The organism is Streptomyces sp. STAM6, assembly GCF_054963715.1.
In genome coordinates this window covers 1-13,203 of record NZ_JBUEFZ010000017.1, presented here as the reverse complement: position 1 = coordinate 13,203, position 13,203 = coordinate 1, and the positions used below count along the sequence as shown (strand labels likewise).

Genomic DNA, 13,203 nt, shown 5'->3' with positions numbered 1-13,203 from the left:
CGGCCCTTCCGCATGGGGTCCTGCGGCTACCTCAGCAGTTCGACCTCCGCCAGCGTCGAGACCGCGTCCGGCACCAGCCGGTACCGGTCGTACGCACCGGGCCGTGCGATCGTGAACACCCTGGTCTGGCGGTCCCAGGCGAACGACTCTCCGGACCGCCGGTCCAGGTCCCGCCAGGAAGTACCGTCCCGCGAGCCCTGCAGCACCCAGCCCGCCGGGGCCCTGTCCCGGGCCGACGACGTCAGGGTGTACTGCACCGCCCGGGTGCCGGCCGGCACCGGCAGCTCCACGCCCTCCACCGAGGCAGCGGTCGCCGAGGTGTCGTCGAACAGCTCACCGGGCCCGTCCAGCACGTCCCGGCGGGGCGACGGCACCCGGTCGTCCGTGGTGATCGAGACCGGCGCGGCGCCCGGCGCCGTGCCCCACGCCGACGGCCCCGGCCCCATGTCGAACTCCAGCGTGCCGCCCCGCGCGAGCAGCGAGTGGGGGAGCGCCGTCGACGTCCAGCGCTTGCCGTTGACCCGTACCCCCTGCACATAGATGTTGCGCGTGCTGTTCCTGGGCGCCCTGACCACCAGCTTCGCGCCGTTGTCCATGCGCACGGTCGCCCTGGTGAACAGCGGCGAGCCGATCGCGTACTCCCCGCCGCCCATCACCAGCGGGTAGAACCCGAGCGCGGAGAACAGGTACCAGGCGGACTGCTCGCCGTTGTCCTCGTCGCCGTGGTAACCCTGGCCGATCTCGCTTCCGGTGTAGAGGCGGGAGAGGACCTCGCGGACCTTCTCCTGCGTCTTCCAGGGGCGCCCGGCCGCGTTGTACATGTACGTGACGTGGTGGGCCACCTGGTTGGAGTGGCCGTACATCCCCATCCGCACATCACGGGCCTCGGTCATCTCGTGGATGACGCTGCCGTACGAGCCGACGAACTCCGGGCTCGCCGTCTCCGGCGTCGAGAAGTACGTGTCGAGCTTCTCGGCCAGACCGGCGCGGCCGCCGTACAGGTTGGCCAGGCCGCGGCTGTCCTGTGGGGCGGTGAACGCGTAGCCCCAGCCGTTGGTCTCGGTGTAGTCGTGGCCCCAAATCCTCGGGTCGTACGACTCGCTCGGCACCCGCCAGTCGCCCTTCGCGTTCCGGCCCTGGAAGAAGCCGGCCTTCCTGTCGAAGAGCGTGACGTAGTTGCGGGCCCGGTTCAGGAAGTACTCCGCCTCCGCCCGGTAGCGGTCCTTCCCGGTCTTCTTGTGCAGGGCGGCCGCCATCCTCGCCAGGCCGTAGTCGTTCAGGTAGCCCTCCAGCGACCAGGACAGCCCCTCGTGGGTCTCGGTCGAGGCGTAGCCGACGAAGGGGGACGTCTCCATGCCCTTGCGCCCCACGCCCTTGCCGGGAGGCACCACCGTCGCGTTCTTCAGCGCCGCCTCGTACGCCGCCTCCGCGTCGAAGTCCACGCCCTTGACGTACGCGTCGGCGAACGCGACGTCCGAGGAGGTGCCGGTCATCAGATCGGCGTAACCGGGTGACGACCAGCGGGAGATCCAGCCGCCGTCCTTGTACTGCTGCACGAAGCCGTCGACCAGCTCGCCCGCCTTGCCGGGGGTGAGGAAGGAGTAGGCCGGCCAGGTCGTGCGGTAGGTGTCCCAGAAGCCGTTGTTGACGTAGACCCTGCCGTCGACGATCTTCGCCCCGGTGCGGGTCGGTGTGTCCGGGCCGGTCTGCGGCGAGAAGGGGCTGGCGTACCGGTCCTTGCCGTCGACCTCCTCGAATCCCGAGTTGGGGTAGAGGTACAGCCGGTAGAGGCTGGAGTAGAGGGTCACCAGCTGGTCGCGCGTGGCGCCCTCGACCTCCACCCGGCCGAGGATGTCGTCCCAGGCGCCCTGCGCCCGGCTCCGGACGTGTTCGAAGCCCGTTCCCGCCGGGATCTCCGCCGCCAGGTTCCTCTTCGCCTGGTCGACGCCGATCAGCGAGGTCCCGATGCGCAGGGTCACCGTGCGGTCCGCCCCGGCGTCGAAGCGCAGATGTCCCCGGACGCCGGCCGACGCGGCGCCGGTGACCGGCGCGTCGAAGACGCCGTACACGAACATCCGCGTGGCGCCGGTGGACAGCCCGCTCTTGACGTCCGAGAAGCCGGTGAAGGACGAGCCCGCGGCGTCGAGCGTCAGCCCGCCCTCCTCCGTGACGTTGTCGAAGACGACCGAGGCGTTGTCGCCCGGATAGGTGAACCGCATCATCGCCGCGTGATCGGTCGGGGTCATCTCGGCCTTCAGCCCGTTCTCGAACGTCACGCCGTAGTAGTGCGGCTTCGCCACCTCCCGCTCGTGGCGGAACGGCAGCGCGCGCTCGTTCCGGCCGGCCGGCGGGGCGCCGGCGGCGGCCGACGGCATCAGCTGGAAGGTCTGCCGGTCACCCATCCAGGGGCTCGGCTCATGGCTGGCGCTGAACGCCTGCACGGTCGGCAGATTGCCGGCGTCGTTCCCGCGGGCGTACTCGTACAGCCAGCTCTTGGACGCGGCGTTGGTCACCGGCGTCCAGAAGTTGAAGCCGTGCGGCACGGCGGTCGCGGGGAAGGTGTTGCCGCGGGAGAAGGAGCCACTGGAGTGGGTGCCGCGCACCGTGGAGGCGTAGTCGGAGGGCCGGCCGGGCGGCTTCTCGGGTGCCCGGCGCTTCAGTGAGACGTCGTCCACCCAGCCCTGGAACCTCCCCGGTCCCTTCGGCGCGTCGTACGCGACGAGGATCCGGTCCACCGTGCGGCCCGCCGCGACCGTACCGATGGCCGCGCTGACGTGGTTCCACTGGTTGACGTAGAGCCGCTTCGCCGCGCCCTGGCCCCGCGGGGTCAGCGCTCCGCCGTGGCTGTCGACGGCCCGCAGCTCACTCAGATACGTCCCGTCGGTGAAGGCCAGGTCCACCGACACGTTCGTCGCCGGGTAGTTGAGGTCGGTCTCCGCCATGGCGGGGAAGATCCGGTACGACAGCTCGGTGTCGCGGCCCACGGCCGTGTGCACGTCGAAGATCTTGTTGTACGAGTAAGCGCGTCGGTCCGGCCGGTGCGTACCGGCGTACCTCAGCGCCCGCGTACCGGTGAAGCCGGCGTTCGCCTTGGCCGTCGGGGAGCCGGCCGGCCCGCGGTCGACGTGCGAGCGCATGTCCTGCGGGGCCGGGGGAGAGGTGTCACCGTTCGAGAACTGAACGTCGGCGAGCTGAAGGATGTCCGCGGCGCCGTGATTCCTCGTCATCTCCAGCCGATAATGCGCGTACGCCGTTGCGTTGTCGAAGTCGTACGTCTTCGTCTGGAAGCGCTTCTCGAAAGTCTGCCCGGAGCGGGTGTCCAGGACTTGCCACTCCTTGCCGTCCGTCGACCCCTTGAGCGTCCACTCCTCGGGGTCCCGGGGGGCGTGGTCGTTCGCCGACGTCAGGGCGTACGTCACCACCTTGGCCGGTTCTTCCAGGTCGAATTCCACCCAGCCGGTGGGGGCGAAGGTGAGCCATTTGGTGGAGGGCTGGAGGTCGACCAGATTCTCCTTGGTCTCCCCGGCTCCGGTGTTCTCCCCGCTGGCGCGCAGCCCGTTCACCTTGTCGGTGACGTTTCCCGGTATTCCGGAGGCGAAGGCACCGTCGACTCCGGACGCCCGCTTCCGGCCGGCGGCGTCCGTGTCCACGGTGTTGCGCCAGTCCGGCGGGGCTTCGTCCGCCTCGAAGGAGGAGAAGAACTCCCGTTCGACGGCGGCCGGTTGGGCGGAGAGGGCGTGCGCGGCCGACGGCGTCGCCGCCACGAGCAGAGAAGCGGCCGCCACGAGGGCGGCCGTTCGGGGGTGTCCGTCACGAGGTCCTGGTCTGCACCGCATCCCGTGTCATGCCTCCTGCCGAATGCCGGACAACGTTGTCAAGCGAGCTGCGCAGGAACCAGTAGGGAGTAAGTGGTGTGGGGTGTCAAGGGTGTTGGCGGGAGCGGAAGGCTGGATTCAGTCATTCTGTCGAGAGTGGTGGCGGGGAATGCGGACCGGTTCGTTCTGCATTTCCCGCAGGTCTCAACTCGGGAAAGACTCCCGGGCGAAGTTGCTTTCGATCTTGCCCAGTTGACGCGAAGTGGACTATACCTGTCGGCGTCCGAGTGGCTGTCCTCACTGCGGACCGGCATGAGCCGGCACTGAATGACCCAGCACCTGCACGACCCAGCAACTGACCGCGGTGGCGGGGCCCTTCGCCTCAGGCGAGCCGGACGGGCGACCGGTACACCGCCTGCGTCCTGGAGAAGGCGAGGACTTGAGCATGGGATCCACGTCCGCCCGCAACGACGGCGGCTTCGGCCGCCGCGATCTGATCAAGCGGTCCGCCGCGCTCGGCCTGATCACCGTCCCGACCATGAGCTTCCTGTCCGCCTGTGCCACCGGTGGCGGCGGTACCAGCGAGAAGGAGACCAAGGCCCCCGGCGGGGAGAAGTCCGCGAAGAACCCGCTCGGGGTGAAGCAGGGTGCCCCTCTGGAGGCGTTCATCTTCAAGGGCGGCCTCGGTGACGAGTACGCCAGGGACGCGGAGGCCGACTTCAAGGCCACCTACGGGGCGGACGTCAAGCACACGGGCACCCAGCAGGTGGGGCCCAAGCTCACCCCGCGGTTCGCCGGCGGCAACCCGCCGGACGTCATCGACAACGCCGGCGCCGACCACCTGGACATGAACAAGCTGTCCACCCAGGGCCAGCTCCACGACCTCGCCGAGCTGCTCGACGCCGCCTCGATCGACGACCCGAACAAGAAGATCCGGGACACGATCCACCCCAGCACCATCGAGAAGGGCAAGCACGGCGACACCTTCGACGTGCTGTACTACGCCTTCACCATCTACGGCACCTGGTACTCCCGGAAGCTCCTCGACTCCAAGGGCTGGGCCTACCCCAAGACGCTGTCCGAGATGGTCACGCTCTGCGGCGAGATCAAGAAGGCGGGCATCGCCCCCTGGACGTACGCCGGCAAATTCCCCTACTACGTGCACTTCAACCTCTTCGCCCAGATCGCCAAGATCGGCGGCATGGAGGGGTGGATCGCCATCGACAACCTGGAGCCGAACGCCTGGACCAAGAGTGACGCGGTCAAGGAGGTCATCGAGCACTACGAGGAGCTGGCCGCCAAGAAGTACTTCCTCGAAGGCAGCCAGGGCCTGACCCACATCCAGTCCCAGACCGCCTGGAACAAGGGCAAGGCCGTCTTCATCCCCAACGGCTCCTGGGTCGAGAACGAGGCCGCGCCGACCACGCCGAAGGACTTCGGCATGGCCGTCGGCGCGCTCTTCGACGGCACCGGCGACAAGATGCCGCACGGCACCCTGCGCGCCGAGCCGAGCGAGCCGTACATCGTCGCCAGCAAGGGAAAGAACCCGGTCGGCGGTATGGAGCTGCTGCGCATCATGCTCTCCAAGAAGCACGCGCAGAACTTCGCCCGGAAGGTGAAGTCGCTGACGTGTGTCATGGACGCCACCCAGGGCATGACCCTCTCGCCCGGCCTCGCCTCCGCCAGCAAGGTGTTCAAGGAGGCGGGGGACAACCTGATCAGCCTTCAGCTGCAGGAGTGGTACCCCGCGCTCACCGACGAGAAGATCGGTGGACTGACCGGCCAGCTGCTCGCGGGGGAGCTGAAGGCCGCCGACTGGATCAAGAAGACCCAGGTGGAATGCGACAAGGTGGCCAAGGACGATTCCGTCACCAAGTTCAAGCGCACCGCCTGACCCGACAGTTCGACCGGACGAGGGAAGGGCCGGGGAGCACCGTGCAACACGGCAAGTACCGATTCATCGTGGGCTTCCTGGCCCTGCCTCTGATCATCTACGGCGTCTTCGTGGTGTCGCCGTTCGTCCAGGCCTTCCAGATCTCCATGACCGACTGGTCCGGCCTGGTGGGCACCGCGAGGTTCACGGGCCTGGACAACTTCTCCAAGCTCTGGGAGAGCGACGACTTCTGGAACGCGCTGCGCCACAACGTCTACATGCTGGCGCTCGTCCCAGTGGTCACGCTCGGGCTCGGCCTCTTCTTCGCCTTCATGCTCAACGTGGGCGGCAGACGGCGCAAGAACGAGGTCATCACCGGTGTGGCCGGCTCGCGGTTCTACAAGTTCGTCTTCTTCTTCCCGCAGGTCATCTCGATCACGATCATCGCCGTCATCTGGTTCAACATCTACAACCCCGACCCGGACGACGGCATGCTGAACTCCCTGCTCGGCGCGGTCGGGCTGGACGCCCTGCAGAACGCCTGGCTGGGCGAGAAGAGCCTCGCGCTGTGGTGCATCAGCGCGGTCATGGTCTGGGGCCACGTCGGGTTCTACGTGGTGCTGTTCTCCGCGGCGATGGCCTCCATCCCCCGGGACATCTACGAGGCGGCCCTGCTCGACGGCGCCAGCCGCTTCGACACCTTCTTCAAGATCACCCTGCCGCTGCTGTGGGACACGGTCCAGACCGGCTGGGTGTACATGGGCATCATCGCCCTGGACGCGTTCGCGCTGGTCCAGATCATGTCGGTGAACATGGGCGGTCCGGACGGCGCCACCGACGTCATGCCGCTCAGGCTCTATCTGACGGCGTTCCGCGACAGCCAGTTCGGCTATGCCTCCGCCATGGGCGTCGCGATGCTCATTGTCACGATGACCTTCGCCGTGCTCGCGATGCGCCTCGGGCGCCGCGAGCGGATCGAGTACTAGGGGTACGGGCGGATGACGACCGAAGAAATCGAAGCGGTGGCCAAGCGGGAGACCCCCGCCACCGTCACCCGGAAGCTCGGGCCCACCGGCGGCCGCACGTCCGAGGGCGGCGTCCTCAACGTCTTCTCCCACGGCATCCTCGTCCTGTGGGCGCTGATGGTCGGTGTACCGCTGCTGTGGGTGCTGTGGAGCGCCTTCAAGGACAGCAACGGCATCCTGACCGACCCGTGGGGGCTGCCCACGGTCCTGCACTGGGAGAACTGGTCCAACGCGTGGAACGACGCGAACATGGGCCAGTACTTCATCAACACGCTGGTCGTCGTGGGCGGCTCCGTCATCGGCACGATGGTGCTCGGGTCCATGGCCGCCTACGTACTGGCCCGGTTCACCTTCCCCGGGAACCGGCTCATCTACTACCTGTTCGTCGCCGGCATGTCCTTCCCGGTCTTCATGCTGGTCATCCCGCTCTTCTTCGTCCTGCGGGACTTCCCCGGCAGCTCGCTGCTGGCGACCTACCACGGGCTGATCCTCGTCTACATCGCCTACTCGCTGCCGTTCACCGTCTTCTTCATGACGGCGTTCTTCCGCACGCTGCCGACCTCGGTGGCGGAGGCGGCCATGATCGACGGCGCCTCCCACACCCGCACCTTCTTCCAGGTGATGCTGCCGATGGCCAAGCCCGGCCTGATCAGCATCGGCATCTTCAACTTCCTGGGGCAGTGGAACCAGTACCTGCTGCCGATGGTGCTCAACCAGCAGGAGGACAAGTACGTCCTCACCCAGGGCCTCGCGATGATCGCGCTGCAGCAGGGGTACGAGAACGACTGGGGCGCGCTCATGGCCGGCATGATGATCGCCATGCTGCCGGTGCTCGTCGTCTACTCGATCTTCCAGCGGCAGGTCCAGTCCGGCCTGACGGCGGGCGCCCTGAAGTAGCACACAACGGACGGTCCACCAGCCGTCCACCGGTGCGCCGTGTGCACCGGTGGACGGCTTTTATGCTCGACATACCGCATAATTCGGATTTTTCCGTACGTTGCGTGCTCATCGGAGCTTCGCAACGCTCAAGGTCTTGACGGAGGCCAACCCAAAACGCTCAGCTTAGAGTTCACATGTTGGAGAAAACGGCAGGAGTGAGAGAGTCGATGGAGACTCCGGGGTCGCAGACATCTCTGCATCGGGCCAACCTTGAGCGGGTCGTACGCGCGGTGCGCTTGGCCGGGTCGCTCACCCAGGCGGAGATCGCAAGGACCACCGGCCTCTCCGCGGCCACGGTCTCCAACATCGTCCGCGAGCTCAAGGACGGCGGCACCGTCGAGGTCACCCCGACCTCCGCCGGCGGCCGCCGGGCCCGCGCCGTCTCGCTCAGCGGTGACGCCGGCATCGTCATCGGCGTCGACTTCGGGCACACCCACCTGCGGGTCGCCGTCGGGAACCTGGCCCACCAGGTGCTCGCCGAGGAGTCGGAGCCGCTCGATGTCGACGCCTCCTCCGAAGAGGGCTTCGACCGGGCGGAACGCCTGGTCAAACGGCTGATCGAGACCACCGGCATCGGCCCCGACAAGGTGGTCGGCGTCGGCCTCGGCGTCCCCGGGCCGATCGACGTCTCCTCCGGCACCCTCGGCTCCACCTCGATCCTGCCGGGCTGGACCGGCATCAACCCCAGCCAGGAGCTCTCCGGCCGCCTCGGCGTGCCCGTGTACGTGGACAACGACGCCAACCTCGGCGCTCTGGGCGAGCTGGTCTGGGGCAGCGGGCGCGGCGTCAAGGACCTCGCGTACATCAAGGTCGCCAGCGGTGTCGGCGCCGGCCTGGTGATCGACGGACAGATCTACCGGGGGCCCGGCGGCACCGCCGGCGAGATCGGCCACATCACCCTCGACGAGTCCGGCCCGGTCTGCCGCTGCGGCAACCGCGGCTGCCTGGAGACCTTCACCGCGGCCCGGTACGTGCTGCCGCTCCTCCAGCCCAGCCACGGCCCCGACCTGACCATGGAGCGGGTCGTGCAGCTGGCCAGGGAGGGCGATCCGGGCTGCCGCCGGGTGATCGCGGACGTCGGCCGGCACATCGGCAGTGGTGTCGCCAACCTCTGCAACCTGCTCAACCCCAGCCGGGTCGTGCTGGGCGGAGACCTCGCCGAGGCCGGGGAACTGGTCCTGACGCCCATCAGGGACTCGGTGTCGCGCTATGCCATCCCCAGCGCCGCCCGGCAGCTCTCGGTGGCTCCCGGGGCCCTCGGGGGGCGCGCCGAAGTCCTCGGCGCCCTCGCCCTCGTACTGAGCGAGATGGGTGATTCGTCCCTTCTTGAGAGCGCCCTCCCCGCGGCGACGCCTGTGTTCACTTAGAGAACGGATGGCACCGTTGTCATCTCGTTAAGAATTTACTCCTTGACGGCGAGGGTGCGGCCGAGTTGACTTCCAGCCACCTCGGCCGCAACGTCGCGGCCTCGTCAGGGAGGCAACCCACATGAACGCATTGACGCGACGCATCGTCATAGGCACGGCAGCGGTCTCCATGGCCGCCGCCCTCACGGCTTGTGGCAAGGCGGGCGACGGCGACAACGCCGGCGGAAGTGGTGGCGACGGCAAGACCATCGGTCTGCTGCTGCCGGAGAACAAGACGACCCGCTACGAGACCTTCGACCGCCCGATCATCGAGGCGAAGATCGAGCAGCTGTGCAGTGACTGCAAGGTTCAGTACAACAACGCCGCGCAGGACACCGAGACCCAGAAGAAGCAGTTCGACGCCCTCGTCACGCAGGGCGTAAAGGTGATCATCCTCGACTCGGTCGACTACAAGGCGACGAAGTCCTGGGTGCAGCAGGCGGAGAAGCAGGGCGTCAAGGTCGTCGCGTACGACCGGCTCGCCGAGGGACCCATCTCCGCGTACGTGTCCTACGACAACGAGAAGATCGGCCGCCTTCAGGGCGAGGGCCTGGTCAAGGCGCTCGGCGCCAAGGCCAAGGACTCCAACGTCGTCATGATCAACGGCTCGCCGACCGACCCGAACGCCCCGCTGTTCAAGAAGGGCGCCCACAGCGTCCTCGACACGCAGGTCAAGAAGGTCGTCTACGAGCAGGACATCCCGGACTGGTCCCCGGACGAGGCCAACAAGAAGATGGGTGCCGCCATCGACTCGCTCGGCAAGAGCGGCTTCCAGGGCGTCTACTCCGCCAACGACGGCATGGCCGGCGGCATCATCACCGCCCTCAGCAAGCAGGGCATCAAGGTCCCCGTCGGCGGCCAGGACGCCGAGCTCGCCGGTCTTCAGCGCATCCTGAAGGGCGACCAGGCGTTCACGATCTACAAGCAGATCAAGCCGGAGGCCGAGACCACCGCCGAGATCGCGGTGCGCCTCCTCAAGGGTGAGAAGATCGACGACCTCACCCCGGTCAAGGTCGACTCCCTCACCGGTGAGTTCAAGGGCATCCCGGCCAAGCTGTACGACGCGCAGATCGTGACGAAGGACAACATCGCCTCCACGATCATCGCCGACAAGGTCTACAAGGCCGCGGACATCTGCACCGCCGAGTACAAGGCGGCCTGCGAGGCCGCCGGCATCAAGTAACAGCCGGTACCCGCACCCCCCGCAGGCAAGGCCCCTTCCGCGGCCTTCCTGAACCGGTCCGGCGCCCCGCCCCATTCACGCCCCGCAAGCGCGGGCGGGGCCGCCGGACTCCTCCTCGCACCCCTCTGTGCTCCCCAAGTGCCAGATGCACCCCCATCCCCGCCGGACAGGCGGCGAAGGAGATGATTCACGTGTCCGCTACGCCCGTGCTGGCGTTGCGCGGAGTCTCCAAGCGGTTCGGCGCCGTCCAGGCGCTCACCGATGTGAACCTGGAGATCCACGCCGGTGAGGTCGTCGCCCTGGTCGGCGACAACGGCGCCGGCAAGTCGACGCTCGTCAAGACCATTTCGGGTGTCCACCCCATCGACGAAGGCGCCATCGAGTGGGAGGGCAACGCGGTCAGGATCCACCGGCCCAACGACGCCCAGGACCTCGGAGTCGCCACCGTCTACCAGGACCTCGCGCTCTGCGACAACCTCGACGTCGTCGCCAATCTCTTCCTCGGCAGCGAGCTCAAGAGCGCGTCCGTCCTCGACGAGATCGCCATGGAGAAGCGCGCCAAGGAGCTGCTGGACACCCTGTCCATCCGCATCCCCAGCGTCCGCATCCCCGTCGCGGCGCTCTCCGGCGGTCAGCGCCAGGTCGTGGCCATCGCCCGCGCCCTGATCGGCGACCCCAAGATCGTCATCCTGGACGAGCCCACCGCCGCGCTCGGCGTGGAGCAGACCGCCCAGGTCCTCGACCTCGTCGAGCGGCTGCGCGAGCGCGGCCACGGCGTCATCCTCATCAGCCACAACATGGCCGATGTGCGCGCCGTCGCGGACCGCGTCGCGGTGCTGCGCCTGGGCCGCAACAACGGTGTCTTCAACGTCAAGGACACCACGCACGAAGAGATCATCGCCGCGATCACCGGCGCCACGGACAACGCCGTGACCCGCCGCCAGGCGCGTACGGCCACGAAGGAGGACGCGAAGTGAGCGACCTCGCCAAGACCCCCGCTCCCGAGGACCGGGACACCGCCCCCGAGGCCCCCGCCGCCGGGGACACCGCCGCCGAGGCACCCGCCGCGGAGCAGTCCGCCGCGCCCATCCCGGCCGTCGACCCGCGTCTGCTCGTCCGCGAGGAGGGCCTCAAGGGCTACTGGACCGAGTTCACCCGCAAGGTGCGCGGCGGTGAGCTGGGCTCCCTGCCGGTCTTCATCGGTCTGATCGTCATCGCGATCGTCTTCCAGTCGCAGAACAGCAACTTCCTCTCCGCCAGCTCCGTCGCCAACATCGCCGTCTACACCTCCGGGCTCGGCATCATGGCGGTCGGCATCGTCTTCGTCCTGATCCTCGGCGAGATCGACCTCTCGGTCGGCTCCGTCGCGGGCGTCGGCGCCGCCGTCTGGGCCGTGCTCAACGTGACCAACGGCATGAACGACTGGCTCGCCGTCGGTATCGCCGTCCTCTCGGGCCTCGCGCTCGGTCTGCTCCACGGCTTCTTCTTCGCCAAGATCGGCGTCCCGGCGTTCGTCGTCACCCTGGCCGGCTTCCTCGGCTGGAGCGGTCTGCAGATCTGGCTGATGGGCAAGGAAGGCTCCATCAACGCCCCGACCGGCAGCGTCGTCGAGCACCTGACCGGCTACTACTTCGAGGACAAGGCCGCCGCCTACGGTCTCGCCCTGGTCGCCGTCCTCGCCTACGCCGGCTCGCTCCTGCTGGACAGCAAGCGCCGCAAGGCCGCCGCCCTGCCCGCCCGCCCGACCAGCGAGATCGTCCTGCGCGCCGGCTTCGTCGCGGTGCTCTGCTTCGTCGTCGCCTACGTCCTGAACGAGCCCGCCGGCGCCCGCGGCCTGCCGCTCGCCCTGGTGCTCTTCCTGGCCGTCCTGCTCGTCGCCGACTTCGTCGCCCGCCGCACCACCTTCGGCCGCCAGGTCTTCGCGGTCGGTGGCAACGCCGAGGCCGCCCGCCGCGCCGGTATCAACGTCGACCGCGTCCGGATCGTCGTCTTCGGCCTCTCGGGCCTGCTCGCCGCCTTCGGCGGACTCTTCGTGGCCAGCCTCTCCGGCGGCGCCACCAAGAGCCTCGGCGGCGGAAACACCCTGATGCTCGTCATCGCGGCGGCCGTCATCGGCGGCACCAGCCTCTTCGGCGGCCGCGGCAAGGTCTGGTCCGCGCTGCTCGGCATGATCGTGATCCAGTCGATCCAGCAGGGCCTCAACATGCTCGGCATGGCGAGTGAAATCCAGTACATGATCACCGGCGCCGTCCTCCTGGCCGCCGTCGTGATCGACTCGGTCTCCCGCCGCACGCAGAAGACCGCAGGTCGCGCCTAGTGTGACCAGCCCGATGCCCGGCGCCGTCAACCGGCGCCGGGCATCTTCGCGTCTGCGCCATTGGCATGACGTATTACCCACCGCCCGATGACCACCGTCCGGGGCGGAACATTAGACTCGACAAAATCGGCAGCTCGACCAGCTCAACACGCAAGGAGGCACGGGTGGCTCTGCTGACCCGTATCAGGGGCCCGCGCGATCTCGACCGGCTCTCCCCGGAGCAGCTGGACCAGCTGGCCGCGGAGATCCGCTCGTTCCTCGTGGACGCGGTCTCCAAGACCGGCGGCCACCTCGGTCCCAACCTCGGCGTGGTCGAGCTGACCATCGCCCTCCACCGGGTCTTCGAGTCCCCGAAGGACAAGATCCTCTGGGACACCGGCCACCAGTCCTACGTGCACAAGCTGCTCACCGGCCGCCAGGACTTCTCCAAGCTGAAGATGAAGGGCGGCCTGTCCGGCTACCCCTCCCGCGAGGAGTCCGAGCACGACTTCATCGAGAACAGCCACGCCTCCACGGTGCTCGGCTGGGCCGACGGCCTGGCCAAGGCCAACGAGGTCCTGCGCCGCGACGACCACGTCGTCGCCGTCATCGGTGACGGCGCGCTCACCGGCGGTATGGCCTGGGAGGCCCTCAACAACATCGCCG

9 protein-coding genes are annotated in these 13,203 nt (G+C 68.2%); 8 read left to right on the top strand and 1 reads right to left on the bottom strand.

All coding sequences use genetic code 11. The features are described from left to right. Positions 1 to 26: 26 nt before the first annotated feature. A complete protein-coding gene (locus tag ACY34K_RS20400) occupies positions 27 to 3,836 on the bottom strand; it encodes a GH92 family glycosyl hydrolase (RefSeq protein WP_462749062.1) in 3,810 nt (1,269 codons plus the stop codon). Between the two features lie 424 nt (positions 3,837 to 4,260). Between ACY34K_RS20400 and ngcE the strand changes: the two genes are divergently transcribed. From ngcE to ACY34K_RS20360, 8 genes are all read left to right on the top strand, one after another. Further along, complete coding sequence (gene ngcE / locus ACY34K_RS20395) at positions 4,261 to 5,709, top strand: N-acetylglucosamine/diacetylchitobiose ABC transporter substrate-binding protein (RefSeq protein ID WP_462749059.1); 1,449 nt, start codon at positions 4,261 to 4,263, stop codon at positions 5,707 to 5,709. A 41-nt stretch (positions 5,710 to 5,750) separates the two neighbouring features. Beyond that, positions 5,751 to 6,674 carry a carbohydrate ABC transporter permease gene (locus tag ACY34K_RS20390; protein ID WP_462749056.1) on the top strand — a complete coding sequence of 308 codons (924 nt, stop codon included), beginning with the start codon at positions 5,751 to 5,753 and terminating at the stop codon, positions 6,672 to 6,674. Between the two features lie 12 nt (positions 6,675 to 6,686). After that, positions 6,687 to 7,610: a carbohydrate ABC transporter permease gene (locus tag ACY34K_RS20385; protein ID WP_462749054.1), complete on the top strand. Its 924-nt coding sequence runs from the start codon at positions 6,687 to 6,689 to the stop codon at positions 7,608 to 7,610. A 209-nt stretch (positions 7,611 to 7,819) separates the two neighbouring features. Continuing rightward, positions 7,820 to 9,019, top strand: coding sequence for an ROK family transcriptional regulator (locus tag ACY34K_RS20380; protein ID WP_462749052.1), 1,200 nt, complete (start codon positions 7,820 to 7,822; stop codon positions 9,017 to 9,019). A 121-nt stretch (positions 9,020 to 9,140) separates the two neighbouring features. Continuing rightward, positions 9,141 to 10,241 (top strand): substrate-binding domain-containing protein, encoded by a 1,101-nt coding sequence (locus tag ACY34K_RS20375; protein WP_462749050.1) that lies wholly within the window; start codon positions 9,141 to 9,143, stop codon positions 10,239 to 10,241. Positions 10,242 to 10,423: 182 nt separating this feature from the next. Continuing rightward, positions 10,424 to 11,218 (top strand): ATP-binding cassette domain-containing protein, encoded by a 795-nt coding sequence (locus tag ACY34K_RS20370; protein WP_462749048.1) that lies wholly within the window; start codon positions 10,424 to 10,426, stop codon positions 11,216 to 11,218. After that, complete coding sequence (locus ACY34K_RS20365; protein ID WP_462749046.1) at positions 11,215 to 12,558, top strand: sugar ABC transporter permease; 1,344 nt, start codon at positions 11,215 to 11,217, stop codon at positions 12,556 to 12,558. Before ACY34K_RS20370 ends, ACY34K_RS20365 begins: the two co-directional genes overlap by 4 nt. 164 nt (positions 12,559 to 12,722) lie before the next feature. Continuing rightward, positions 12,723 to 13,203 (top strand): 1-deoxy-D-xylulose-5-phosphate synthase N-terminal domain-containing protein (locus ACY34K_RS20360; RefSeq protein WP_462749043.1); only part of this gene is annotated, 481 nt, incomplete at its 3' end.